The sequence below is a fragment of the Mesorhizobium atlanticum genome (assembly GCF_003289965.1).
GTDB lineage: Bacteria > Pseudomonadota > Alphaproteobacteria > Rhizobiales > Rhizobiaceae > Mesorhizobium > Mesorhizobium atlanticum.
Genome location: NZ_QMBQ01000004.1, coordinates 558,235 through 583,566 on the forward strand (window position 1 = coordinate 558,235; position 25,332 = coordinate 583,566).

The window sequence follows — 25,332 nt, forward strand, 5'->3', positions numbered from 1 at the left end:
TTTTCTTTTGTGAATAATATTTTCACATATGGGATTGCCTTGCAAGCGACGATCGGCGAAATTTTTGCAAAGCCGGCACAGGCGGAGGAGCCGCCGGTATTGTTGTTTTTCGCAGGTTCTCTTCGCAAAACCGTGGGACACTTTTGCGGAACCTGCTCAGGAGGAAGATCGATGCAAAGCGCCTGTCTTGTGTTTGTCGGCAGCCTCAACCGCGAGGCGCCCTATTTCCAGGGCGCGCGCGGCGTCGGCCTCGGCGTCCATGCCTTCGACGAGGCGACGCTTGCCGCGCAGAAGCTTGCCGAGACCGACGAGGTCGACAATCCGACCTTCCTGTCGGTGACGCCGGACGGGACGCGCATCTATGCCAATTCGGAAGTCTTCGCCTGGCGTGAAGGAACGGTCACGGCCTATCGCTTCGAACGCGCCACCAATTCACTCGCCTATATCAACAAGCAGCCCTCGCTCGGCAGCATCACCGCGCACAACACGATCACCCGCGACGGCAGCAAGCTTCTGGTCGCCAATTACGGCATGGGCAGCGGTGGCCCCGACAAGGCGGTCTCCGTGTTCGGCTTTGCGGCCAATGGCGGCCTGACCGCGCCGCTGGCGAGCGTCGCGCATTCCGGCACCGGCCCCAATGCCGAGCGGCAGGAGCGGTCGCATGCGCACAGCGTCACCGAGACCATCCAGGGCGGCCTCGCCATCGTCGCCGATCTCGGCATCGACCAATTGGTCTCCTACCGGATCGAGCCCGACGGCGCGCTGGTGAAACTCGCCTCCTCGGCGCTCGCGCCCGGCGCCGGGCCGCGTCACGTCGCGCTGCATCCGAACGGCCGTTTCGTGTTCGTCATGAACGAGTTGGACTCGACGGTCGTGTCGCTGGCACTTGATCCTGCTTGCGGCAGGCTTGAACTCATCGACACCAGGCCGGCGGTGCCGGCGCAGGCGCGCGCGCACAATCACTGCGCCGACATCCAGATCTCGCCCGACGGCCGCTTCCTCTATGGCTCCAACCGCGGCCACGACAGCGTCGCGATCTTCGCTGTCGATCAGCAATCGGGAAAGCTCCAAACGATCGACTTCACGCCTTGCGGCGGCGCGACGCCGCGCAACCTGGCGCTGACGCCGTCGGGCAAGCATCTGTTTTCGGCCAACCAGAATGCCGACCGCATCTCGATCTTCGCCCGCGACGAGGCTAGCGGCCGGCTGACCGACACCGGGCATGCCATCGAGATCGGAACGCCGATGTGCGTGCGGATCACGCGCGACCCGCTTCGATCCTAGCTACCAGGCTTGCTTACTGGCTGACGCGCAGGAACGAGCCCGTATAGGTCTGGCCGGCAAGCGCGTAGGTGACGTTGAGTGTCCCCGGCGACGGCATCGTGGCGGTAATGTCGGCGCCGTTCGGCAGGCGCCCGAGCTTCAACGTATTGCCGGAAATCCTGCCGGAACCGTCGGCGACGCCCGGCTTGTTGTCAGCCAGATCGCCCCATGCGTAGCTGACCGTCACCTGGCCGCCCGAAGACACGGTCAGCACCGCGAGCTTGCCGTCATACATGCCGTTGAGCTGACCCGCCCATATGCCGGAGAAGGCGGCGTATCTCGCCGGAACGCCCTTGGCGGGCGGAACGACCGCGACCGTCTGATCGAGCACGGCCGAATTCGGCAAGGCCGGAGCGGGAGCGGCGGCCGGAGCGGATTGCGGGTCGGCAACAGGTTGCGAACCAGCAACAGGCTGTGTGTCCGGAGTCGACTGGCAGGCAACCAGTGCGAATACCGCAAAGCCAATGATTGCCAAGAGACTGTTTGGTGGAGCCAATCGGAATCGAACCGACGACCTCTTGAATGCCATTCAAGCGCTCTCCCAACTGAGCTATGGCCCCACTCCCGGCAGTCAGCCGGCGCCGTTTCCGGCGAAGAGATCCGGCGCAGTCGGGAACCGCGCCGTCGTTTAGTGCTGGCGGCTTCTAGCGCCGCCTTCGGTCAAGATCAAGCCTTCAAAGACCGCTTTTTCGTCACAGGCGAAAATCGCCGGCAAACGATCAGAATCAGACCTCGTCCTCGTCGTCGCCGACGCCGATCATGTCGGAGACGTCGTCGTCCTCTTCCTCTTCGTCGGCAAGGAAGGTGTCGTCGTCATCATCGCCGAGATCGACATCGTCCTCGTCATCGCCGAGATCGGGAAGATCGTCGCCGCCGCCCTTGGCCTCGTCATCGGCTTCCTCGAGCGACACGACTTCGGCGCCTTCTTCCTCGTCGCCGTCCAGTTCCTTGTCGGCGACTTCCTCATCTTCCTCGAGGGCGGAAATCTTGCCTTCGTCGAAATAGGAGCGCGGATAGCTCTTGCCGGTATAGGGCGAGACGATCGGGTCCTTGTTCAGATCGTAGAATTTCCGACCGGTTTCGGGGTCGATACGCTTGGTGCCAAGTTCAGCTTTTGCCACGTCAGGCCTCGTCAAAAAAAGAATGGTCCCCTTAACCGCAGTTTTCCGTGCTGTCAAAGCCAAAAGACATGTGCCCGAAACCCGCTTTTCAAAGGCTTGCGCCAAGGGGATGACCATTGCCGCGTACCGTGGTACGAGACCGCCGCATCACGACGAACCGGGCCGGCCAGCCGGCATTTCATTTGGACGACAAAATGTCTCATTCCGCCGCCGCTAAACCAGCCACGGCCCGCAAATCCCCTGCCCTTGCCGGCACCGCGCGCGTGCCGGGCGACAAGTCGATCTCGCACCGTTCCTTCATGTTCGGCGGCCTTGCCTCCGGCGAGACGCGCATCACCGGCCTGCTGGAAGGCGAGGACGTGATGCGCACGGGCGCGGCCATGAAGGCGATGGGCGCGCATATCGAAAAGAACGGCGCCGAATGGGTGATCCGCGGCACCGGCAACGGCGCATTGCTGCAGCCGGAAGAACCGCTCGATTTCGGCAATGCCGGCACCGGCTCGCGGCTAACCATGGGTCTCGTCGGCACCTATGACATGGAAACCACCTTCATGGGCGACGCCTCGCTATCCGGCCGGCCGATGGGCCGCGTGCTCGACCCGCTGCGCCAGATGGGCGTGCAGGTGCTGAAGGCGGCACCGGGCGACCGCATGCCGATCACGCTGCGCGGCCCAAAGCACGCTGCGCCGATCACCTATCGCGTGCCGATGGCGTCGGCCCAGGTGAAGTCGGCGGTGCTGCTTGCCGGCTTGAACACGCCCGGCATCACCACGGTGATCGAGCCGGTGATGACGCGCGACCACACCGAAAAGATGCTGAAGGGCTTCGGCGCCAATCTGACGGTCGAGACCGACGAGCGCGGCGTGCGCCACATCTTCATCGAGGGCCAGGGCAAGCTCACCGGACAGACGATCGCCGTGCCCGGCGACCCCTCTTCCGCCGGCTTCCCGCTGGTCGCGGCGCTGATCGTGCCGGGTTCGGATATCGTGATCGAAAACGTGCTGATGAACCCGACCCGCACCGGCCTGCTTTTGACGCTGCAGGAAATGGGCGGCAGGATCGACATCCTCAACCCGCGCAATGCCGGCGGCGAGGACGTGGCGGACCTGCGGGTGCGTTCCTCCGACCTCAAGGGCGTCGTGGTGCCACCGGAGCGCGCGCCGTCGATGATCGACGAGTACCCGGTTCTGGCCGTTGCCGCGAGCTTCGCCGAGGGCGAGACGCTGATGCAGGGCCTGGAGGAATTGCGCGTCAAGGAATCCGACCGGCTGTCGGCTGTAGCCAACGGGCTCAAGCTCAACGGCGTCGACTGCACCGAGGGCGAGGCATCGCTTGCGGTGCGCGGCAGACCGGGGGGCAAGGGGCTGGGCGCTCATCCTAACGGCCAGGATACGGTGGTGAAGACGCATCTCGACCACCGCATCGCCATGAGCTTCCTGGTGATGGGGCTGGCGACGGAGAAGCCGGTGACCATCGACGACGCCAACATGATCGCGACGAGCTTTCCGGAGTTCATGGGACTGATGAAGGGGCTGGGCGCGGAGATCGAGTGACGGCGATGGGTTGGAGCCGAACTGAGATGCTGGCGGGACAGCGCGAAGGATCGCGGCGCTTATTGTATTTGTCGCCCCCTCCAACCGCGACGCTCCATCCATGACCCACACCTTCACCATCGCCATCGACGGCCCTGCGGGCGCGGGCAAGGGCACGCTGGCCCGGCGGCTAGCCGACCACTACCGGCTGAACCTTCTCGACACCGGCCTGACCTATCGCGCGGTCGCGCACAAGCTGCTCGAGCTCGGCCTGCCGCTCGACAATGTCTCTGCGGCCGAAACCGCGGCGCGGCAGGTGGACCTCTCCAACCTCGACCGGACCGTGCTGTCGGCGCATGCGGTGGGCGAAGCGGCATCGAAGGTCGCGGTCATCCCCACGGTGCGGCGCATCCTGGTCGAGAAGCAGCGGGCCTTCGCCAAGGCGCCGCCGGGCGCGGTGCTCGACGGCCGCGACATCGGCACGGTCGTGTGCCCTGACGCCGACATCAAGCTCTATGTCACGGCGAGCGCCGAGGTGCGTGCCCGGCGCCGGCTGGCCGAGATCGAGAGCATGGGCGGCAGCGCCGACTTCGCCACAATCCTCGCCGATATCGAGCGCCGCGACGAGCGCGACATGGGCAGAGCCTCCTCGCCGCTGAAGCCGGCGGCGGACGCGCACTTGCTAGATACCAGCGAAATGGCTATAGAGGCCGCGTTTCTGGCGGCGATGGCGATCGTTGACGAGGTCTTCGCCAAGAGAAACAAGGCCTGACTTAGGGTTTTCGGTTGCCGTCGGCGGCTAAAATACCCATATCGGGCACGAACCAGCCTGCCAGCATTCTTCATGCGCCGGACTTGCCGCTCGAAAAGCGGCCAAGGGCTCTTCAGCCCGGAACGCCGGCAGGCTCACGCAACGCTAACCCACGGCGCCCGCCCCGTTCGAAACGCGGGGCATTCCAGGAGAAACAATGTCAGTAGCTAACCCGTCTCGCGACGATTTCGCGAGCATGCTCGAAGAATCATTCACCGCCGGCCATTCCGGCGAGGGCCAGGTTGTCCGGGGCACGATCACCGCGATCGAAAAGGACATGGCCATCATCGATGTCGGCCTCAAGGTCGAAGGCCGCGTGCCGCTGAAGGAATTCGGCGCCAAGGGCAAGGACTCCTCACTCAAGGTCGGCGACACCGTCGAGGTCTATGTCGAGCGCATCGAGAACGCGCTTGGCGAAGCCATGCTGTCGCGCGAGAAGGCTCGCCGCGAGGAGAGCTGGGTGCGTCTCGAAGAGAAGTTCACCAAGGGTGAGCGCGTCGAAGGCGTCATCTTCAACCAGGTCAAGGGCGGCTTCACCGTCGACCTCGACGGCGCCGTGGCGTTCCTGCCGCGCAGCCAGGTCGATATCCGCCCGATCCGCGACGTCACCCCGCTGATGCACAACCCGCAGCCCTTCGAGATCCTCAAGATGGATCGCCGCCGCGGCAACATCGTGGTGTCGCGCCGCACCGTGCTCGAGGAGAGCCGCGCCGAACAGCGTTCGGAAATCGTGCAGAACCTCGAGGAAGGCCAGGTGGTCGAGGGCGTGGTCAAGAACATCACCGACTACGGTGCGTTCGTCGACCTCGGCGGCATCGACGGCCTGCTGCATGTCACCGACATGGCATGGCGCCGCGTCAACCATCCGACCGAGATCCTCAACATCGGCCAGACGGTCAAGGTGCAGATCATCCGCATCAACCAGGAAACCCACCGCATCTCGCTCGGCATGAAGCAGCTCGAGTCGGATCCGTGGTCTGATATCGGCACCAAGTTCCCGATCGGCAAGAAGATCAAGGGCACCGTCACCAACATCACCGACTACGGCGCGTTCGTCGAGCTGGAGCCAGGCATCGAGGGGCTCATCCACGTTTCGGAAATGTCGTGGACGAAGAAGAACGTGCACCCCGGCAAGATCCTGTCGACGACCCAGGAAGTCGACGTGGTCGTGCTCGAGGTCGATCCGGCCAAGCGCCGCATCTCGCTCGGTCTCAAGCAGACGCTGGAGAACCCGTGGGAAGCCTTCGCGCGCAACCATCCGGTCGGCAGCCAGGTCGAGGGCGAGGTCAAGAACAAGACCGAGTTCGGCCTGTTCATCGGCCTGGAAGGCGACGTGGACGGCATGGTCCACCTGTCCGACCTCGACTGGACCCGTCCGGGCGAGCAGGTCATCGAAGAGTACAATCGCGGCGACATGGTCAAGGCGCAGGTGCTCGACGTCGACATCGAGAAGGAGCGCATCTCGCTCGGCATCAAGCAGCTGGCCCGTGACACGGTCGGCGAAGCGGCCAACAGCGGCGAGCTGCGCAAGAACGCCGTCGTCACCTGCGAGGTCATCGGCGTGAAGGATGGCGGTCTGGACGTGCGGCTGGTCGACAGCGGCATCGAGACCTTCATCAAGCGCTCCGACCTTTCGCGCGACCGCGATGAGCAGCGCCCCGAGCGCTTCACCGTCGGCCAGAAGGTCGACGCCCGCGTCATCGCCTTCGACAAGAAGACCCGCAAGCTGCAGGTCTCGATCAAGGCGCTGGAAATCGCCGAGGAAAAGGAAGCGGTCGCCCAGTACGGCTCGACCGACTCCGGCGCCTCGCTTGGCGACATCCTGGGCGCGGCACTGAAGAAGCAGGGCAACTAAGCTCGCTTCCACAGCAAACGACAACCCCGCCGGAGCGATCCGGCGGGGTTTTTCTTTTGTCGGGATATCAGAGCAATTCCAGGAAAAATGTCGGCGGTTTTCCGCCCGGAATTGCGCAAAACAAAGAGATGGAGTTCAGGCCCTGCCGTAGAGCGGAACCAGCGTGCCGCTCATGGCCTGGTTGGCGGGCGAGGCGAGATAGGCGATCGCCTCGGCTGCGGCCTCGAGGCTGACCCATTTGCTGAAATCGGCGTCGGGCATGTCGGCGCGGTTGGCGGGCGTGTCGAGCGTCGAGGGCGCCACCGCGTTGACCAGTATGCCCTTGTGCTTCAGCTCCTCGGCCATCGCCACCGTCATTGCCGCGACCGCCGCCTTGCTCGCGGTATAGGCTACCATGCCGGAGCCGCGCCTCGGATCGAGACCGGCGCGCGCGGTGACGTTGACGATGCGGCCGGCCGTATTGGATGCAAGCATCGAGCGCACCGCAGCGCGGCTGCACAGGAAGGCCGTGCGGGCGTTGGTGTCCATCATTTCGGCGAAGGAAGCCGACTCGATCTTCTCGATCGGCGCCATGGTGAAACCGCCGGCAAGGTGGATCGAGGCCCAGAGCGCGGGGACCTGATGGTAGAAGGCTTCGACCTTGGCCGAATCCGAAAGGTCGACATTGTGCGCCAGATGCACGCTGGCGTGGGCTGCGTAAGGAAAATGCGGCGGGGCCGCCGCGTGGGCATTGGGCACGTGGCAGATCGCGCCTTGCTCCAGCAATCTGCCGACAACCGCGCCGCCGAGCGCTCCAGTGCCGCCCGTGATCACGACATGCCTGCCGTTAAGCGTTTCCGTCATACTTTGACCGCTCCTGTCATTTTTTTATGATTATATCTTGGGTTATGCCGCCCCAGGCTCGAACGTCGCGCCTTTCGCGTTGTCACTCAATTGAAATATCGACATGGCTGGCGCAGCGTCTTTGCATGTGTCCTGCGCTCCGGACAGTTTTCGTCAGACCAGCGGCCAGCCATCCAGTATGGCGTCCCAAAGCAGACGTTCGTTCGTCTGCGGACGCCGTACCTTGTAGTTGAGCTTGTGCAGCCAGAAGCCGTCATACATAGCGCGATGCTTCACTTCGTCGAAAGGCTTCAAGAGCTGCCATTGCAACTCATGCGGCCTGTCGGCGCCGACCTGCGGCATGTTCAGGAAATCCTGCCTCAGCTTCCGGTGCAGCAACAGAGAAGCCTCGATGTGATGCGGAAACATGAAATACTCGAGAAGCCGATCGTATTTGAGCCAGTAGTCGGCAAGGCCATGAAGCACCGTCTCGACCAGCGGATGTCCCTTGCGCGCATGCATGAACCACGTCTCCACAAGCCGCGGCGCGCGGTTGGTTTCGCGCAGGATGTAGAAATCCTCGCTCTCGATCTGGCGTGGAACCGGTTGCCTGAGCAGAATGGTGGCATCGAGCCAGGTGCCGCCATGCTGCAACAGCAGGCTGAGCCGGATGAAATTGGAGAAGTGCTGGTTTTTCATCAGCTGACGCCGGCGCTTGTCCCAGATATGGCCCGGCAGATCGACATAGTTTGGCACGGTGGTGTCATCGAGGACGATGAGATCGCGGTCGCCCTTGTACCGCTGCACCGAACGAAGGCATGCCGTCACCAGGGGTGGCGCGTTGTCGACGCCTTGCGCCCAATATTGCCAGATCGGCCCCAGACCGCCCGTCGGCGCGCTGGCCGAGCACCATTGCGAATGATCGACGGCAGCTTTTCGGGCGCGACGGTCCCGGCGTCGGGCCAAGGTGATGTGGACTTTGGCGGCGCGCTTGCGCAACAGCCACGGCAAGGCAGGCGAAGACGCCGCCCAGCGCAAGGGCGCCAGGTGACGGCGCCTCAGCGGATCGTCGAATGGCGGTTCGGTGAAAAAGGCGCTATCCGGGCCATTGTCCCCCGATGGTGCCATGACGGTCAATCCACCGAAACCTCGATAAGACGCGGCTTGCCAGCCGCCCGCGCGCGCTTCAGCGCCCCGGCCAGATCAGCGGTCCCGGTCAACCGCTCGGCCGCGATGCCATAGGCCTCGGCGAGCTTGCAGAAATCCGGCGGCGCCGGCGAGACGCCAACAGGCTCGACACCGACATCGAGCATCGAAGTCTCGATCTCGCGATAACCGCGATTGTTCCAGACGACGAAGATCACCGGCGTCTCGGCATCGAGCGCGGCGCCGATCTCCGGCAAGGTGAACTGGAAGCCGCCGTCGCCGGTGAGGCACACCACAGGCGCTTGCGGAACGGCAAGTGCTGCGCCGATCGCCGCCGGCGGGCCGTAGCCCAGCGCGCCGAAGCCAGTCGCCGCGTTGAACCAGGCGCCGGGGCGATCGTGGTCGTAATAGAGGTTGGCGGCATAGATCGGCTGGGTCGAATCGCCAACAATGATGGCGCCCGGCAGCGCGTCGCGGATCATTTCCACCGCGCGCACCTGCGCCAGATATTCCGGCTTCAACTCGGCCAGAGCCGCCTCTCGCCCCACCGCCGCGCGGATTTCGCCGTCCTTCACCGCAGGATGACCGGGGCCGATTGCCGCGAGCAAGGCCTCGATCCCCTCGGCGCAATCGGCCTGGATGCCGACCGTCACCGGACGGCGCGCGATCTGGTCGGCGCCGATGTCGATGCGGATCAGGTTCTTCGGCAGCACGAAGCCGCCATCGCCATAACCGTCATAATCGGTCGGGCCGAACTCGGTGCCGGCGGCGATCACCAGGTCGGCCTCCGCCATCAGCGCGCGCACCGCCTTCAAGCTGGGGCTGGCCGGCACGCAAAGCGGATGGCCATGCAAAAGGCCGCGCGCATTGGCAGTCTCGACGACCGGAGCGCCGAGCGTTTCGGCCAGACGCCGCAACGCTGCGTCGGCCTTCCTGGCGCCGCCGCCGGCGAGGATCAGCGGCCGGCGTGCAGCCTTGATGAGCTTCGCCGCATCGGCAATCGCCGCAGGGGCCGGCGCGGGCGGCGCGGCATTGCTCAGCGCTGCCGCGACGCCGTCGGCGGGCTTGACCATGACGTCGGTGGGGATCTCGATATGCACCGGCCCCGGCCGGGCCGACGAGAACAGCGCGAAGGCGCGGGCGAGCGCGCCCGGCAGTTGCGCGGCCTCCGTGACGCGCTCGGAAGACAGCGCCACCTTCTCCATCATGCCGCGCTGGTCGGGCAGTTCATGCAGGAAGCCCAGACCCTTGCCCAGCGTGTCGGTGGCGTTGACGCCGGAGATGACCAGCATCGGCACCGAATCGGCGCGCGCCTGGCCCATGGCGGTGATGGTGTTGGTCAGCCCCGGTCCGGTGATGACGAAGGCGACGCCCGGCCGGCCGCCGGCGCGCGCATAGCCGTCGGCCATGAAGCCGGCGCCCTGCTCGTGGCGCGGCGTGACATGACGGATCCTCGAACGCGCCAGGCCGCGATAGAGCTCGACCGTGTGCACGCCCGGGATGCCGAAGACGGTGTCGACGCCGTGCGCCTCGAGCAGCGTGATCAACGCTTCGCCGATGGTGGTCATCAATTTCCTCCCGTTACAGCGTGTCACTGTTCCACGGAAACAGCGACCCGCTCTATCTCTTGTTTCTTACGCAATTCCGGACGGAAAACCGCTTCTCACTTTTCCTGGAATTGCTTTTCCGGCGCGAGGCCGAGCTCGGCCTCTATGGCTTTGATGCCGATCGCCGCCAATTCGCCAGGCGAGAACATCTCGCCGGCCAGGCAGCCTTCGATCCAGAGCCCGTCGATGATCGCGTTGATCGCGATGGCATGGTGGCGCAGTTCGCTTGCGTCCGGCTTGCGCCGTTCGGCCGCGAGCACTTCGGCCACGACGGCTTCCACCTCGTTGCGAAAGCCGAGATAGCCTTCGCGGTGGGCGCGGGCGAGCGTCGGATCGGCGCCGGCACGGCCGATGAAGGTCGCCCAGAGCGAAAACACCCGCTGGTCGATGATCGGCGCGTTGAGATTGGCGGTGACGAAGGCGGCAAGTCGCTGGCGCGGCGAAGCGTCTTCCATGAGCAATGCCGCTTTCGCCTGCTCTGTCATGCGGCCCATCAACGCCGCATAGGCCTCCTGCAGCAAATCCTCCTTGCCGGGGAAATAGTGGCGGATCAGCCCGGCGGTGACGCCGGCGCGCAAGGCGATGGTGCGCACGGTGGCGCCCTCGAGGCCATGTTCGGCAACGCTGTCCAGGGTCGCGTCGATCAGGTCCTGCCGCCGCCGCTCCTCGCCCTCGCGACGGAACTTGCGACGGGACGGCGCATTCATTGGCGCAGGATCGGCCGCGTCAGGCATGTCGGGCCGCCCTCGCAGGCGATGCAGAGCGCATCCGCCTCGAAGGTTTCGACCACGCAGCCGGCGGCTTCCATCGCGGCCTTCGTCTTGGGAAAGCCGGCCACGGCAATGACCTTGAACGGGCTGGTCGGCAGCACGTTCAGGCTGAGGCCATTGGAGGCGGCGAACTCTTGCGCATCGCCCTCGACCAGGCGGATGCCGCGCGCCTTCAGCATCTGGTAGAACGGGGCCGGCAGAAGTGGCGAATAGACCAGGGCCAGGTCGTCGGCCAGCGGGCTGATCACCGACATCAGATGCAGGCACGCCTCTTCTCCCTGCCACAGCGGCAGGTCAAAGCCGTAGACGGAAATACCGAGCGGCGTCAGCAGATTGGCGACCTGCTGGATGCCTTCCTGGTTGGTGCGCACGCCGCGCCCGATCGCCAGCGTGCGGGCATCCACCCATACACAGTCACCGCCTTCGACCTGGCCGGGCGCCTCGACGCGGCCAAGGACCGGAATGCCCAGCTTTTTATAGGTCTCCTCATGCAGCGAAGGCTCTTTGGCGCGCAACGGCTTGCCCATCGACAGGATCAGCGCGCCGCGATCGGTCATCAGCGACGGGTCGTGCGTGAACACCGAATCCGCGAGACCGTCGGCCTTGTCCTCGATCCATTCTATTTCGGCACCTGAAGCCGCCACCAGCTCGGCAAGGACCGCGTGCTGCATTGCAGCTTTCGCCGGGTCGAAACCCGGGCCATAGTGCCAAGCGGCCCTGTCGGCGCCGCGCATGGCGTTGGCCGCCGAACGCATCAGCACGCGCCGCAGCGGCGCCGCCATCGACTGTGATCCGAAAGCGCTCATCGATGCCCTTCTAAGATGAAAAAAAGCGAAAAAATTTCATGAAAGGCTATTTATACACTTGCACAACAACGCCGCAAGTGCCGTAATGAGCGGGATTGACGGGCTCGCGCTGTCGGGTCCATGCTGAAATCTGGAGCGACAGTACAGCGTATGTTGATTAGCCGGATGGACGTTCGACGAACTGCCTTCGACCATATAGAGGTCGCCCGGTGAGCGTGGCGGACGCTGCCCCAGTCCAATCCGGCAAGGCGCAAAGCGCCGCCGCCGAAGCCATCCATGTCGAGAACCTGCACAAGAAATTCGGCCAGCTGCACGTCCTGAAGGGCGTTTCGCTGTCGGCTCGCGACGGCGAGGTGGTCGCCATCATCGGCGGCTCCGGCTCCGGCAAATCGACGCTGTTGCGCTGCATCAACTGCCTCGAAAACCCGACCAGCGGCATCATCCGGGTCAATGGCGAGGAGATCAAGCTCAAGGCCGACAGCCACGGCCATACCGTTCCGGCCGACCGCCGGCAGATCGAGCGGATCCGCTCGCGGCTCGGCATGGTGTTCCAGAATTTCAACCTGTGGAGCCACATGACGCTGATCGAGAACGTCATCGAGGTTCCGGTGCATGTGCTGGGCGTCAAGCGCGACGAAGCGATCGCCCAGGCCGAGAAGCTGCTTGCCCGCGTCGGGCTGGCGGAGAAGCGCGACGTCTATCCGGCCTTCCTGTCCGGCGGCCAGCAGCAGCGCGCCGCGATCGCCCGGGCGCTGGCGATCAATCCGCGGGTGATGCTGTTCGACGAACCGACCTCCGCGCTCGATCCGGAGCTTGTCGGCGAGGTGCTGAAAGTGATCGGCGACCTGGCGCGCGAGGGGCGCACCATGGTGCTGGTGACGCATGAAATGAAGTTTGCCCGCGAGGTCGCGACGCATGTCGTCTACCTCTACAACGGACTGGTCGAGGAGGAAGGCCCGCCGGAACAGCTGTTCGGCGCGCCCAAATCCGAAAGGCTCAAACAATTCCTCCGCAATGTCGGCTAGGGGCCGGCATCAAGCGGAGCGAAAAACCGGGAACAACAACAAATTGGGAGTCCTGACATGAAGACTGTTCTCAAGACCTTCGCCGCCGCGCTGCTTCTCGGCGTCGCGGCGATGGGTGGCGTGGCCAAGGCCGAGCAGGTCAAGATCGGCGTTGCCGCCGAGCCCTACCCGCCTTTCACCTCGCCCGACGCCAGCGGCAAATGGGTCGGCTGGGAGATCGATTTCGTCGACGCCGTCTGCGCCGAAGAGAAGCTCGACTGCGTGATCACCCCTGTCGCCTGGGACGGCATCATCCCGGCGCTGACCACCAAGAAGATCGACGCCATCGTCTCCTCGATGTCGATCACCGCCGAGCGCGAGAAGACGATCGACTTCTCGGACAAGTACTACAACACGCCAACCGCGATCATCGGGCCGAAGGACCAGAAATTCGGCGCCACGCCGGACGATCTCAAGGGCAAGGTGATCGGCGTCCAGGTGTCGACCGTGCATGCCGTCTACGCCAAGAAGCACTTCACCGGTGCGCAGGAGATCAAGGAATACCAGACGCAGGACGAGGCCAACAACGATCTGGCCGCCGGCCGTATCGACGCGGTGCAGGCCGACTCGATCGCGCTGGGCGAATTCCTGAAAACCGACCAGGGCAAGGCCTGCTGCGACCTGAAGGGCATGGTGGCCCCGGACGACGAGGTGCTTGGACCGGGCGTCGGCGCCGGCATCCGCAAGGAAGACACCGCGCTCAAGGAAAAGTTCAACGCCGGCATCAAGGCGATCCGCGCCAACGGCAAATATGACGAGATCTCGAAGAAGTATTTCGACTTCGACATCTATGGCGGCGCTCCGCAGTCGAACTGAACCCTCTCGCAAATGAGTGAGGGCATGGCGTCCGCGCCATGCCCGATCCTTGCCACGCACGCCTGCCGCTGACCTTGGCTTCAGTGGCTTGCCAGCAATCCGGGGGCGAAGCTGATCGACGCCTTTCTTCCGGCCTCCGCGGCCGGCATCATGGAACTCCTGTCGCCCGTGCCGCCCGGCTGGGGCTATACGCTGCTGGTCGGGCTGCTGCATTCGCTCGAGATCGCCATCGGCGCCACCTGCCTCGGCCTGCTGATCGGCGTCGCCGGCGCCTTCGGCAAGCTCTATGGCGGGCCGGTCACGCGCGATCTGCTGGCCGTCTACACCACGGTGGTCCGCGCGGTGCCGGAACTAGTGCTGATCCTGCTGCTCTATTATGCCGGCACCGATCTCATCAACCAGGTGCTGGCGGCGATGGGCTACAGCCGTGTCGACATCAGCGGGCTGGCGGCCGGCATTTTCGTGCTGGGTTTCGTCCAGGGCGCCTATTCGACCGAAGTCATCCGCGGCGCCATCCTCGCCATCCCGCAAGGCCAGATCGAGGCCGCCCGCGCCTATGGCATGCCGCCCGGTCTGATGCTGAGGCGCATAACCCTGCCGGCGATGCTGCCCTTCGCCATTCCCGGCCTTGCCAATCTGTGGCTCATCGCCACCAAGGACACCGCGCTGCTCGCCGTCGTCGGCTTCTTCGAGCTGACGCTGGCGACCCGGCAGGCGGCAGGCGTCACCAAAGCCTATCTGATCTTCTATCTCGCGGCCGGCGTGCTTTACCTGGCGGTGACGCTGTTCTCCAACTTGATCATCGGCCGCGTCGAGGCCTGGTCGCGGCGCGGCATGCCCTCTGTCAAGGAGGCGCGCTGATGTCGGCCGAAGCCAGTGCGATCAACATGGCGGTGCGCGCCTCGATCTGGCTGAAGCCGCATCGCATCGTGCTCATCCTGATTGCGCTGGCGCTGGTCCTCTGCGCCGCCTTCTTCATGCGCTGGGACTGGCTGCCGCAATATTGGGAAATGGGCCTGATGGGCATCTGGCGGGCGCTCTGGATCCTGGCCGTCACCTGCGCGCTGGGCTTCGCGCTGGCCGTGCCGCTCGGGCTCGCCCAGGCCGGCGGACCGATCTGGTTCTCGGCACCGGCCAAGGTCTTCTGCACCGTCATCCGGGGAACGCCGCTGCTCCTGCAGCTCTGGCTGCTCTATTACGGCCTCGGCTCGATCTTCCCGCAATATCCGTGGATCCGCGAATCCTGGCTTTGGCCATATCTCAGACAGGCCTGGCCCTATGCCGTGGTGGCGCTGACCTTCTCCTTCGCCGGCTATGAGGGCGAAGTGATGCGCGGCGCCTTTGCCGGCGTGCCGCGAGGACAGCTGGAGGCCGCCCGCGCGTTCGGCATGAGCCGCTGGAAGATCTTCCGCCGCATCTGGCTGCCGCAGGCCTTCTACCGGGCGCTGCCGACGCTGACCGGCGAAACGGTGCTGCAGTTGAAGTCGACACCGCTGGTGGCGACAATCAGTGTCATCGACATCTTCGCCGTCTCCTCCAAGGTGCGCCAGGACACCTACCTGACCTACGAGCCTTTGCTGCTTCTGGCGCTGATCTATATGACGATCACCGGCATCCTGGTCTTCGTGTTCAGCCGGATCGAGGCGCGGATTCCGGTGAAGATCGGATAAGTGAGTAGTGAATAGTGAGTGGTGAGTAGTGGGCCGCTTGCTGGTTTTACCCTACTGACTACTCCCTACTTCCTACTCACTCAGGAGCAGCCCTGATGCAACTCACTCTCGACCAGGCAACAGGCCTATGCCGGATGGCGGCGCTCGGCGCCGGCGCCAATGAGGAGGCGGCGCAGTCGCTGACCGCTTCGATCATCGCAGCCGAAGCCGAGGGCCTGTCGACGGTCGGGCTGTCGCATTTCATCGACTATCTGGAGGCGCTCGAAGCCGGCCGCATCGACGGCAATGCCGATCCGGTGATCACAAGGCCGGCGCTCGCCGTCTACCACTCCGACGCGCGCGGCGGGCTTGCCCATACCGGCTTCGACCGCACGATCGACGACCTGGTCAAGGCGGCAAAACTGTTCGGCGTGTCGATCTTCTCGCAGAAGAACGCCTATACATGCGGCGCGCTCGGCTATTTCACCGGGCGGCTGGCCGAACAGAGGCTGGTGTCCTTCGCCGCCACCAACGGGCCGGCGGTGCTTGCCGGCTCCGGCTCGGTCAAGCCGGTCTTTTGCACCAACCCGATGTCCTTCGCCTCGCCCGCCGCCGACGGGCCGCCGCTGGTCATCGACCAGTCGTCCAGCGCCACCGCCTTCGTCAACATCCGCAAGGCGGCCGAGGACGGCAAGAAAATCCCCGAGGGCTGGGCGCTGGATGCCAGCGGCAACCCGACGACCGATCCGGCGGCGGCGATGAAGGGCGCGATGCTCGCCTTCGGCGGCCAGCGCGGCGCCAACATCGCCTTGATGGTCGAGGTGCTGGCCGCCGGCATTTCCGGCGCCAACTGGTCACTCGACGCGCCCTGGTTCACCGGCGGACCGGACAGCCCCGGCACCGGCCTCTTCGTTCTCGCCATCGAGCCAAAACTGCTCGACCCGGATTTCGAGCAGCGCATGAAAGACCAGCTCGACCGGTTGCGGCGGCGTTACGGCGTGCATATTCCCGGCCGCTCTCGCGCCGAAGCTGCGGAGAAGGCAAAGGCGCGCGGCATCACCACGTCCAGGGCGGTGGTGCAGCGCATTTCGGAATTCGCCGAGCGCTATTCGGCCTGACTTTTCCGACGCGGATGAACCTTTTCCCCGCCTGACGCCACCCATATCCGGCACCCCACACCGCGAGCCGCCTGGTTGGCTTCGTTCGGCTCGCGGTTGGCGGCGCCGCGCCGGGCGTTCAGGGCGGGGGCGGGCGTGCTTGCTTCACGCCACCTTGATACCGTCTCAGGTCAGGCCGCCTCGTTGGACCCTGTTTCGGCGTGGAACTGCCCGGAAAACCCCGCTTCGGCGGGGTTTTCTGTTTCTTCGCCGTGCAGCGGAGCGGCATTCCGGGCAAGTTCAAAAACAGGGCAATGGCGACCTCCGGTCGCTCTTTGCCTTTGGCGAGAAACCGATTAAGAAACGGCTTCAGCCAAGCACGCGCGCGGAGCCAGTCATGACCGAAATCCTGCAGACACCCAAGCTCGTCGTCGTCTTCGGCGGCTCGGGCTTCGTCGGTCGCCATGTCGTCCGCGCGCTGGCCAAGCGCGGCTACCGCATCCGCGTCGCCTGCCGGCGGCCCGACCTTGCCGGCCACGTGCAGCCGCTCGGCAATGTCGGCCAGATCCAGCCGGTGCAGGCCAATGTGCGCGTGCGCTGGTCGGTCGACCGCGCCGTGCAGGGCGCCGACCATGTCGTCAACCTTGTCGCCATCCTGCATGAGACGGGTCGCCAGAAATTCGGCGCGGTGCACGATTTCGGCGCACGCGCCGTCGCCGAGGCCGCACGCTCGGTCGGCGCCGGCCTCACCCACATCTCGGCGCTCGGCGCCGATTTGAATTCGCCGTCCAGCTATGCCCGCACCAAGGCGCTCGGCGAAAAGGCGGTGTTCGATACGATCGCCGACGCCGTCATCTTCCGCCCGTCGATCAATTTCGGGCCGGAGGACTCCTTCTTCAACCGCTTCGCCAACATGGCGCGCTATTCTCCGATGCTGCCGCTGATCGGCGGCGGACAGAACAAGTTCCAGCCGGTCTATGTCGGCGACGTCGCCGAAGCGGTGGCGCGCTCGGTCGACGGCGATGTCAAGGGCGGCCAGGTCTATGAGCTCGGCGGCCCGCAGGTGCTGACCTTCAAGGAATGCATGGAAGAGCTGCTGACGGTCATCGAGCGCCGGCGGCTGCTGGTGCCGGTGCCGTGGTGGGTGGCCAACATCCAGGCGTCGATCCTCCAGCTGCTGCCCAATCCGCTCTTGACCAAGGACCAGGTGCTGCAGCTGCGCGAGCACAATGTCGTTTCGGACGAAGCCGCCAAGGCCGCCCGGACGCTGACCGGCCTGGGCATCCAGCCGCAGGCGATCGCCACTATCCTGCCCAGCTATCTCTGGCGCTTCCGCGCTGCCGGCCAGTTCCAGCAGCGCCGGCCGATCGCCGACCGCTAGAAACGGGCCTTACGCCCGCCGGGTGACCTGCATCGGCAGGCCGCCCTGCGGCTGCGTGGTGAGCTTCTGCACCGGCCATGGCTTGGTGTCGGAGGTCACGTCGAAGCGGAAGCGCGACAGCAGGATCGCCAGCGCGATGATCGCCTCCTGCATGGCGAAGCTGGCGCCGATGCAGACGCGTGGACCGGCGCCGAAAGGCAGGTATTGGAAGCGGTCGATCCGGTCGCGGTTTTCCGGATGGAAGCGCTCGGGCATGAAGGCGTCCGGCCTGTCCCACAGCTTGCGGTGGCGATGCACGACCCAGGGCATCACCAGCACGGCGGCGTGTTTCGGGATGTAGAGGCCGTTCCAGGTCTCCGGCTCGATCGGCTCGCGGTTGATCGAAGGCGCCGGCGGATAGAGCCTGAGCGCCTCCTCGAAAGCGGCGCGGGTGAGCGGCATGGCGTCCAGCCACTTGGTCGGATCGGGCTCGCGCGCCAGCACGGCGTCGATCTCCTGCTCGACCTTGTCGCGTTCCCAGGGCGCCTCGGCCAGGCAATAGATCGTCCAGCCCAGCGCCCGCGCGGTCGTCTCGTGACCGGCGCCGATGAAGGTGATGATGTTGTCCTCGACTTCGCCGCGGGTCAGCCCGTCCGGTCCCTCGGCGCGCAGCAGAAGCGTGAGGAAATCCTGCGGCACGCCATCAGGATCGCGTTTGATCCGCTCCTCGCGCATCCTCACCGTGCCGGCGACGATGTTGCGGAAATAGGCCATGGTCTTGCGGCCGCGGATGCGGGTCAGGCGCGGCAGCCATTCCGGAGCGCGCAACAGGTCAAGCGGGTCGACGCGGCCCATGGTCTCGAACAGGCGGTCGATCTCCTTGGCGAAGCTGCCCGGCTCGCCGGCGATCTCGCCGGAAAACAGCGTCTCGGCCAGGATGTCATAGGTGAGCAGCGTCATGTCATGCGCGACATCGGTCGTGCCGCCCGCTTCATAGCGGGTGACGAATTCCAGCGTGCGCTTCAGCATTGGCGGGGCGAAACCGAAGATGTGGCGCGGCGTGAAAACCGGCGCCATCGCCTTGCGCGAACGCTTCCAGACTTCGCCCTCGGCGGTCAGCAGCCCGTCGCGCAGGATCGGTCGCAGGATCAGCTGGCGCACCGTCGCCATCTTGTAGTTTTTGGCGTTGTCGATCAGCACATGGCGGATGAGGCCAGGATCGTTGGCGACGATCAGATGTCCGCCGACACCATTCGCCGAAACCCAAGGTTCGTTGTAGGTGTGCTCGCCCCACAATTCGAGCGGGTTGCGGTAGACGATGCGCATCATCTCCAGCGTCGAAGGCGGCTCAGTGCGCGGCTTGGGCGCCGGCGGCACGAAGGGGGCGGGCTTGGTGTCCATGAAGATGCTCCGCTGACAGCGGTGAATGTAGTGCCCGACAGGGCCGGCGTCCATGTGACCGGACGGCAGCATACGATCGGCCGCATCGCCGGATTGTGAGCAGCATCAGCCAATAGCTGCTTGTTGCCGGTGGCAACCTGCTTTAGTCACCAATGGATACCGCCAAGCAAGGAGCCCTCCCGTGAAGCATCGGTTGAACATCATCATCGGCAGCACACGGCCGGGACGCGCCGGCCCGATCTTCGGCGAATGGCTGGAAGGATTCGCGCGCGAGCACGGCAAGTTCGAGCCGGCGCTGACAGACATCGCCGCGTTCAGCCTGCCGATGCTCGACGAGCCGCATCATCCGCGCCTGCGCAAGTATGAGAACGACCACACCAAGGCGTGGTCGAAGGCGATCGATGCCGCCGACGCCTTCGTGTTCGTGGCGCCCGAGTATAATTACTTCGTGGCGCCCGCGATCGTGAACGCCATCGACTATCTGCTGCATGAATGGCGCTACAAGCCGGCGGCGATCTTCAGCTATGGCGGCGTGTCCGGCGGGTTGCGTGCGGCGCAGTCGCTGAAGCCGCTGCTCACCTCGGTCGGCGTCATGCCGATCCCGGAAGGCGTGGCGCTGCCCGCCTATGCGAAGCTGCTTGACCAGAACCGCGCATACCATCCGAGCGAACAGGTGTTGGGCGGCGCGAAGACGATGCTCGACGAGTTGTTCCGCTGGAGCGAGGCGCTAAGGACGCTGCGCGCCGCCGGATAGGCGCCAAGTTTCCCCCAGGAAGGCAGTTGCGAGGCCGCGTTTCGGTGCGGCTTTCACGGCCGAACGTCCCCGTGCGCGCGCCGCGTCCCGCACAGGCGTGGAAACGCCTTGTCGCCAAGCCGGCAAAATGCCCGCAAACCTTGGAAAATCCGCCATTTGCGCCTATATCTAGGACATCAAAACGGCGCGATTCGCGGCCATTTTTCCGCGCCGGACCAGCGACATCAATCAGACAGGTTTTCATGAGCGATCAGACCGAAAGCGCCAACGGCGCGGAAGCCGAGTACGGCGCCGATTCCATCAAGGTTTTGAAGGGGTTGGATGCCGTGCGCAAGCGGCCGGGCATGTATATCGGCGACACCGATGACGGCTCGGGCCTGCATCACATGGTCTATGAGGTGGTGGACAACGCCATCGACGAGGCGCTGGCCGGCCATGCCGACCTCGTCTCGGTGACGCTCAACCCCGACGGTTCCGTCACCGTGATCGACAACGGCCGCGGGATTCCTACCGATATCCACCCCTCGGAGGGTGTTTCGGCGGCCGAAGTGATCATGACGCAGCTGCATGCCGGCGGCAAATTCGACCAGAACTCCTATAAGGTCTCCGGCGGCCTGCATGGCGTCGGCGTCTCGGTGGTCAACGCGCTTTCCGCCTGGCTCAAGCTCAAGATCCGCCGCAACGGCGAAATCTTCGAGATGAGCTTCACGCATGGCAATGCCGACGCGCCGCTTAAGGTCACCGGCACCTATGTGCAGGACAAGCAGCCCGGCACTTACGAAGGCCGCAGCGGCAGCGAGATCACCTTCTTCCCGTCGGCCGAGACCTTCACCATGGTCGAGTTCGACTACAACACGCTGGAGCACCGGCTGCGCGAGCTTGCCTTCCTCAATTCCGGCGTGCGCATCGTGCTGACCGATGCGCGCCATGCCGATCTCGTGCGTCATGAGCTGCATTATGACGGCGGCCTGGAAGAGTTCGTCAAATATCTCGACCGGGTGAAGAAGCCGCTGATCGAGGCCCCGATCGCCATCCGCGCCGAGCGCGACGGCATCACCGTCGAAGTGGCGATGTGGTGGAACGACAGCTACCACGAGAACGTGCTGGCCTTCACCAACAACATCCCGCAGCGCGACGGCGGCACGCATCTGGCCGGCTTCCGCGCGGCGCTGACCCGGCAGATCACCGGCTATGGCGAGGCCTCAGGCCAGACCAAGAAGGAAAAGGTCTCGCTGACCGGCGATGACTGCCGCGAAGGCCTGACCGCCGTTCTTTCGGTCAAGGTGCCTGACCCGAAATTCTCCTCGCAGACCAAGGACAAGCTGGTGTCCTCCGAGGTTCGTCCGGTCGTGGAAAGCCTGGTCAACGAGGCGCTCGGCACCTGGCTGGAAGAGCATCCGAGCGAAGGGAGGGTTGTGGTCGAGAAGGTGATCCAGGCGGCCGCGGCGCGCGAAGCCGCGCGCAAGGCGCGCGACATCACGCGCAAGAGCACGCTCGGCGTCACCTCTTTGCCCGGCAAGCTCGCCGACTGCCAGGAGCGCGATCCGGCCAAATCGGAAATCTTCATCGTCGAGGGTGACTCCGCAGGCGGCTCGGCCAAGGGCGGCCGCTCGCGCCAGAACCAGGCGATCCTGCCGCTGCGCGGCAAGATCCTCAACGTCGAGCGGGCCCGCTTCGACCGCATGCTCTCTTCCGAGATGATCGGCACGCTCATCACCGCGCTCGGCACCTCGATCGGCAAGGACGAGTTCAACGCCGACAAGCTGCGCTACCACAAGATCATCCTGATGACGGACGCCGACGTCGACGGCGCCCACATCCGCACGCTGCTGCTCACCTTCTTCTTCCGGCAGATGCCGGAGCTGATCGAGCGCGGCCATCTCTACATCGCCCAGCCGCCGCTTTACAAAGTGACGCGGGGCAAGAGCTCGCAATATCTCAAGGACGAAACCGCCTATGAGGAATATCTGATCGAGTCCGGGCTGGATGAAGCCTCGCTGGTGCTGGCCTCCGGCGAGATGCGGACGGGACAGGACCTGCGCGCCTCCGTCGACGACGCGCTGGCAGTGCGCCAGCTGATCAACGGGCTGCACACACGCTACAACCGCAGCGTCGTCGAGCAGGCGGCGATCGCCGGCGCGCTCAACGCCGACGTGCTTGCCGATCTCGGCCGCGCCAACGCCATGGCCGAGCGCGTCGCGCAGCGGCTGGACATGATCGCCGAGGAGACCGAGCGCGGCTGGACCGGACGGCTTTCGACCTCCAATGACGGCTCCGGCGGTTATGTCTTCGAGCGTACCGTGCGCGGCGTGAAGGATGTTGTGCAGCTCGATGCCGGGCTGATCGCTTCGGCCGATGCGCGCCAGCTCGACCGCTACGCGCCGCGGCTTTCGGAAGTCTATGGCGAGCAGCCGACGCTGCGCCGCAAGGAGAACTCCGAGCTTGTTTCGGGACCGCTGGCGCTGCTCAACGCGGTGTTCGCTTCCGGCCGCAAGGGCCTCACCATGCAGCGCTACAAGGGTCTCGGCGAGATGAACGCCGAGCAGCTCTGGGAAACCACGCTGGACCCGAATGTGCGCTCGCTGCTGCAGGTCAAGGTCAATGACGCGACCGACGCCGACTCGCTGTTCTCGCGGCTGATGGGCGACGAGGTGGAGCCGCGGCGCGAGTTCATCCAGGACAACGCGCTGTCGGTGGCCAATCTGGATATTTAGATACCCACAAAACTGAGCTTGTTTTCCGATGCCGTCGCGCCAAGTGCGCCGGCATTGTTTTGATAACCTTGAACGACATTTCAAAAAGCCGCCGGAACAGAAGGCCTGCCGGGACATTGTGACAACATCGATCACGATTTCTCAGGAGGCTTCCATGGGACGCGGCATCTTGCTTTGGCTGCTAGGAGTTCCAATCCCAATCATCATCCTCATCATGCTGTTCGCGCGATAGGGGGCTGATATGCAGTCCACTCTTTCGGCTGTCGGCAGCACCGTTTCAACCGAATCCTCTGCTTCGGCGATCAGCTGGGGTCCGATCATCGCCGGCGCCTTTGCCGCTTCCACGTTGAGTTTTGTCCTGATGCTGCTTGGCTCCGGGCTAGGCCTCAGCATGATATCACCCTGGGCGGGTTCAGGTGCTTCCGTCACCACCTTCGCGATCTCGACAGCGGTTTGGCTGGTCGTCGTCCAATGGCTATCATCCGGCGTTGGCGGCTATCTCGCAGGACGTCTGCGTACCAAATGGGTCGACGTTCACACAGACGAGGTGTTCTTCCGCGACACTGCACATGGCTTCCTGGCCTGGGCGCTTGCGACGCTTCTTGCTGTCGGTCTGCTCGGCTCAGCGGTGACGTCGATGCTGGGCTCCGGCGTGCAGGCTGCTTCGACAGTGGTATCCGGCGCCGCAATGGGCGCCTCGGCGGGTGCCTCCACGACAGGCAGCCCGGCAACGGTGGACAATGCAACATCCTATCTGGTGGATTCGCTGTTTAGACCGGCGGACGCCAGCAAATTGGCGGCAGCTAATCCGGAAAGCGACGCCGCGGCCACCGCGCAGGCCACGCGCATCCTGATTGCCAGTGCCACAGCAGGCGAAGTCTCCCCCGACGACAAAGCCTATCTGTCGCAACTGGTCGCGGCCCGCACCGGCCTATCCGAGGCGGATGCCAAGACACGCGTCGACGCATTGCTGGCAAAGGCGCAGGACGCCAAGACAAAAGCGCAGCAGGCCGCCGACAAGGCCCGGAAGGCGAGCGCAACCTTCGCGCTGCTCGGCACTCTGTCGCTCATCATCGGCGCCTTCATCGCCGGTGCCGCAGCCGCTCTCGGCGGCAGGCAGCGAGACGAAGAAGAGACCGCCTATCTGGCTACCCGTTAAAGGGACCTACCCCGGAAAAGACAAGCCCGGCTTAGGCCGGGCTTTCCGATTCCGATGCTTAGGCCGATAACCTTCCTGTGCAAGGGCTGCAGGGTAGGCCGACAACCTTCTTACAGAAGTTTACGGCTTAGTGATCCATGGCCTTAACGATTTCCTCGGTCATCTTCTTGGCGTCGCCGAGCAGCATCATGGTGCCGTCCTTGTAGAACAGCGTGTTGTCGATGCCGGCATAGCCTGAGCCGAGCGAGCGCTTGACGAAGAGGCAGGTGCGGGCCTTGTCGACGTCGAGGATCGGCATGCCGTAGATCGGGGAGCTCTTGTCGTCGCGCGCGGACGGGTTGGTGACGTCGTTGGCGCCGATGACGTAGGCGACGTCGGCCTGCGCGAACTCGGAGTTGATGTCCTCCAGCTCGAACACCTCGTCATACGGCACATTGGCTTCGGCAAGGAGCACGTTCATGTGGCCGGGCATGCGGCCGGCCACCGGATGGATGGCGTATTTGACTTCGACGCCGTTGGCCTTCAGCTTGTCGGCCATCTCGCGGAGCGCGTGCTGCGCCTGGGCGACCGCCATGCCGTAGCCGGGCACGATGATGACCTTCTGGGCGTTCATCATCAGGTAAGCGGCGTCGTCGGCCGAGCCCTGCTTGACGGTGCGCTCGATGCCGTCGTCGGCAGCGGCCGCCGTCTCGCCGCCGAAGCCACCGAGGATGACCGAGATGAAGGAGCGGTTCATGCCCTTGCACATGATGTAGGACAGGATCGCGCCGGACGAGCCGACCAGCGCGCCGGTGATGATCAGCGCAAGGTTGCCGAGGGTGAAGCCAAGCGCTGCCGCCGCCCAGCCCGAATAGGAATTCAGCATCGACACCACGACCGGCATGTCGGCGCCGCCGATCGGGATGATCAGGAGCACGCCGAGCACCAGCGAGGCGGCGACGATCAGCCAGAAGACGAACTTGGATTCGGTGCCGACCAGAAGCACGATCAGCACCACCAGGGCGACGCCGAGGACGATGTTGATCAGGTGGCGGCCGCCGATCATGATCGGCTTGCCGGACATGCGGCCGTCGAGCTTGAGGAAGGCGATGACCGAGCCGGTGAAGGTGATGGCGCCGATGGCCACACCCAGGCTCATCTCGACCAGCGCCTGGGCATGGATGTCGCCCGCCGTGCCGATGCCGAAGCTCTCCGGCGCGTAGATGGCGGCGGCGGCCACCATGACGGCGGCGAAGCCGACGAGCGAGTGGAAGGCGGCGACCAGCTGCGGCATCGAGGTCATGGCGATGCGGCGCGCGGTGACGGCGCCGATGCCGCCGCCGATGGCGAGGCCGAGCACGATCAGGCCGAAGCGGCCGGCCGATGGAGTCGCCAGCGCCAGCGTGGTGGCGATGGCGATGCCCATGCCGATCATGCCGTAGAGATTGCCCTGGCGGCTGGTGGTCGGATGCGACAGCCCGCGCAGCGCCAGGATGAACAGGATGCCAGAGACGAGATAGAGGAAGGAAGCGAGATTGACGGTCAC

General features: G+C 64.8%; 22 protein-coding genes and 1 tRNA gene. 13 read left to right on the plus strand and 10 right to left on the minus strand.

What is annotated here, in order from left to right:
* Positions 1 to 171: 171 nt before the first annotated feature.
* Positions 172 to 1,284: a lactonase family protein gene (locus DPM35_RS16325; RefSeq protein WP_112128281.1), complete on the plus strand. Its 1,113-nt coding sequence runs from the start codon at positions 172 to 174 to the stop codon at positions 1,282 to 1,284.
* A 13-nt stretch (positions 1,285 to 1,297) separates the two neighbouring features.
* Here DPM35_RS16325 and DPM35_RS16330 read toward each other — a convergent pair whose 3' ends face one another.
* From DPM35_RS16330 to DPM35_RS16340, 3 genes are all read right to left on the minus strand, one after another.
* Positions 1,298 to 1,654 carry a hypothetical protein gene (locus tag DPM35_RS16330; RefSeq protein ID WP_245431556.1) on the minus strand — a complete coding sequence of 119 codons (357 nt, stop codon included), beginning with the start codon at positions 1,652 to 1,654 and terminating at the stop codon, positions 1,298 to 1,300.
* Between the two features lie 153 nt (positions 1,655 to 1,807).
* Positions 1,808 to 1,883, minus strand: a tRNA-Ala gene (locus DPM35_RS16335).
* Positions 1,884 to 2,048: 165 nt separating this feature from the next.
* Positions 2,049 to 2,444, minus strand: a complete 396-nt coding sequence (locus DPM35_RS16340; protein WP_112128282.1) for a TIGR02300 family protein — start codon at positions 2,442 to 2,444, stop codon at positions 2,049 to 2,051.
* A 194-nt stretch (positions 2,445 to 2,638) separates the two neighbouring features.
* Here DPM35_RS16340 and aroA point away from each other — a divergent pair, with 194 nt between their 5' ends.
* The 3 genes from aroA (at position 2,639) to rpsA (ending at position 6,642) form a co-directional block, all read left to right on the plus strand.
* On the plus strand, positions 2,639 to 3,997 hold the full coding sequence (gene aroA / locus DPM35_RS16345; protein ID WP_112128512.1) for a 3-phosphoshikimate 1-carboxyvinyltransferase: 1,359 nt from the start codon (positions 2,639 to 2,641) through the stop codon (positions 3,995 to 3,997).
* Positions 3,998 to 4,097: 100 nt separating this feature from the next.
* Positions 4,098 to 4,748 (plus strand): (d)CMP kinase, encoded by a 651-nt coding sequence (gene cmk, locus DPM35_RS16350; protein WP_112128283.1) that lies wholly within the window; start codon positions 4,098 to 4,100, stop codon positions 4,746 to 4,748.
* Positions 4,749 to 4,944: 196 nt separating this feature from the next.
* The gene (gene rpsA / locus DPM35_RS16355; RefSeq protein ID WP_040988866.1) at positions 4,945 to 6,642 is read left to right on the plus strand and encodes a 30S ribosomal protein S1; all 1,698 of its coding nucleotides are present in this window, start codon (positions 4,945 to 4,947) and stop codon (positions 6,640 to 6,642) included.
* A gap of 135 nt (positions 6,643 to 6,777) precedes the next feature.
* Here the strand turns inward: rpsA and DPM35_RS16360 are convergent, their stop codons facing one another.
* From DPM35_RS16360 to DPM35_RS16380, 5 genes are all read right to left on the minus strand, one after another.
* On the minus strand, positions 6,778 to 7,485 hold the full coding sequence (locus tag DPM35_RS16360; RefSeq protein WP_112128284.1) for an SDR family NAD(P)-dependent oxidoreductase: 708 nt from the start codon (positions 7,483 to 7,485) through the stop codon (positions 6,778 to 6,780).
* Between the two features lie 153 nt (positions 7,486 to 7,638).
* Positions 7,639 to 8,592, minus strand: coding sequence for a capsular polysaccharide synthesis protein (locus DPM35_RS16365; protein WP_112128285.1), 954 nt, complete (start codon positions 8,590 to 8,592; stop codon positions 7,639 to 7,641).
* Positions 8,593 to 8,597: 5 nt separating this feature from the next.
* On the minus strand, positions 8,598 to 10,178 hold the full coding sequence (locus DPM35_RS16370) for a 5-guanidino-2-oxopentanoate decarboxylase (RefSeq protein WP_112128286.1): 1,581 nt from the start codon (positions 10,176 to 10,178) through the stop codon (positions 8,598 to 8,600).
* 95 nt (positions 10,179 to 10,273) lie between these two features.
* Positions 10,274 to 10,951, minus strand: coding sequence for a TetR family transcriptional regulator C-terminal domain-containing protein (locus tag DPM35_RS16375; protein ID WP_112128287.1), 678 nt, complete (start codon positions 10,949 to 10,951; stop codon positions 10,274 to 10,276).
* On the minus strand, positions 10,921 to 11,793 hold the full coding sequence (locus DPM35_RS16380; protein ID WP_112128288.1) for a dimethylarginine dimethylaminohydrolase family protein: 873 nt from the start codon (positions 11,791 to 11,793) through the stop codon (positions 10,921 to 10,923). Before DPM35_RS16380 ends, DPM35_RS16375 begins: the two co-directional genes overlap by 31 nt.
* Before the next feature lie 209 nt (positions 11,794 to 12,002).
* Between DPM35_RS16380 and DPM35_RS16385 the strand changes: the two genes are divergently transcribed.
* The 6 genes from DPM35_RS16385 to DPM35_RS16410 all read left to right on the plus strand — a co-directional run bounded on the left by DPM35_RS16385 (position 12,003) and on the right by DPM35_RS16410 (position 17,800).
* On the plus strand, positions 12,003 to 12,818 hold the full coding sequence (locus DPM35_RS16385) for an ABC transporter ATP-binding protein (RefSeq protein ID WP_112128289.1): 816 nt from the start codon (positions 12,003 to 12,005) through the stop codon (positions 12,816 to 12,818).
* A 57-nt stretch (positions 12,819 to 12,875) separates the two neighbouring features.
* Positions 12,876 to 13,673 carry a transporter substrate-binding domain-containing protein gene (locus tag DPM35_RS16390; RefSeq protein ID WP_112128290.1) on the plus strand — a complete coding sequence of 266 codons (798 nt, stop codon included), beginning with the start codon at positions 12,876 to 12,878 and terminating at the stop codon, positions 13,671 to 13,673.
* Between the two features lie 150 nt (positions 13,674 to 13,823).
* Positions 13,824 to 14,534, plus strand: coding sequence for an ABC transporter permease (locus tag DPM35_RS16395; protein WP_112128291.1), 711 nt, complete (start codon positions 13,824 to 13,826; stop codon positions 14,532 to 14,534).
* Entirely contained in the window at positions 14,534 to 15,343 is an 810-nt protein-coding gene (locus DPM35_RS16400; RefSeq protein ID WP_112128292.1) for an ABC transporter permease, read from the plus strand. The genes DPM35_RS16395 and DPM35_RS16400 overlap by 1 nt, the downstream gene beginning before the upstream one ends.
* A 95-nt stretch (positions 15,344 to 15,438) precedes the next feature.
* Positions 15,439 to 16,440 (plus strand): Ldh family oxidoreductase, encoded by a 1,002-nt coding sequence (locus tag DPM35_RS16405; protein WP_181592042.1) that lies wholly within the window; start codon positions 15,439 to 15,441, stop codon positions 16,438 to 16,440.
* 376 nt (positions 16,441 to 16,816) lie between these two features.
* Positions 16,817 to 17,800, plus strand: a complete 984-nt coding sequence (locus DPM35_RS16410) for a complex I NDUFA9 subunit family protein (protein WP_112128294.1) — start codon at positions 16,817 to 16,819, stop codon at positions 17,798 to 17,800.
* A gap of 9 nt (positions 17,801 to 17,809) precedes the next feature.
* Here the strand turns inward: DPM35_RS16410 and DPM35_RS16415 are convergent, their stop codons facing one another.
* Positions 17,810 to 19,180, minus strand: coding sequence for a cytochrome P450 (locus DPM35_RS16415; RefSeq protein WP_112128295.1), 1,371 nt, complete (start codon positions 19,178 to 19,180; stop codon positions 17,810 to 17,812).
* 181 nt (positions 19,181 to 19,361) lie between these two features.
* Between DPM35_RS16415 and DPM35_RS16420 the strand changes: the two genes are divergently transcribed.
* The 3 genes from DPM35_RS16420 (at position 19,362) to DPM35_RS16435 (ending at position 23,807) form a co-directional block, all read left to right on the plus strand.
* Positions 19,362 to 19,934, plus strand: coding sequence for an NADPH-dependent FMN reductase (locus DPM35_RS16420; RefSeq protein ID WP_112128296.1), 573 nt, complete (start codon positions 19,362 to 19,364; stop codon positions 19,932 to 19,934).
* A gap of 242 nt (positions 19,935 to 20,176) precedes the next feature.
* The gene (gyrB, locus tag DPM35_RS16425; protein WP_112128297.1) at positions 20,177 to 22,648 is read left to right on the plus strand and encodes a DNA topoisomerase (ATP-hydrolyzing) subunit B; all 2,472 of its coding nucleotides are present in this window, start codon (positions 20,177 to 20,179) and stop codon (positions 22,646 to 22,648) included.
* 241 nt (positions 22,649 to 22,889) lie between these two features.
* Positions 22,890 to 23,807 carry a hypothetical protein gene (locus tag DPM35_RS16435; RefSeq protein ID WP_112128299.1) on the plus strand — a complete coding sequence of 306 codons (918 nt, stop codon included), beginning with the start codon at positions 22,890 to 22,892 and terminating at the stop codon, positions 23,805 to 23,807.
* A 127-nt stretch (positions 23,808 to 23,934) separates the two neighbouring features.
* Here DPM35_RS16435 and DPM35_RS16440 read toward each other — a convergent pair whose 3' ends face one another.
* Positions 23,935 to 25,332, minus strand: a complete 1,398-nt coding sequence (locus DPM35_RS16440) for an NAD(P)(+) transhydrogenase (Re/Si-specific) subunit beta (protein WP_112128300.1) — start codon at positions 25,330 to 25,332, stop codon at positions 23,935 to 23,937.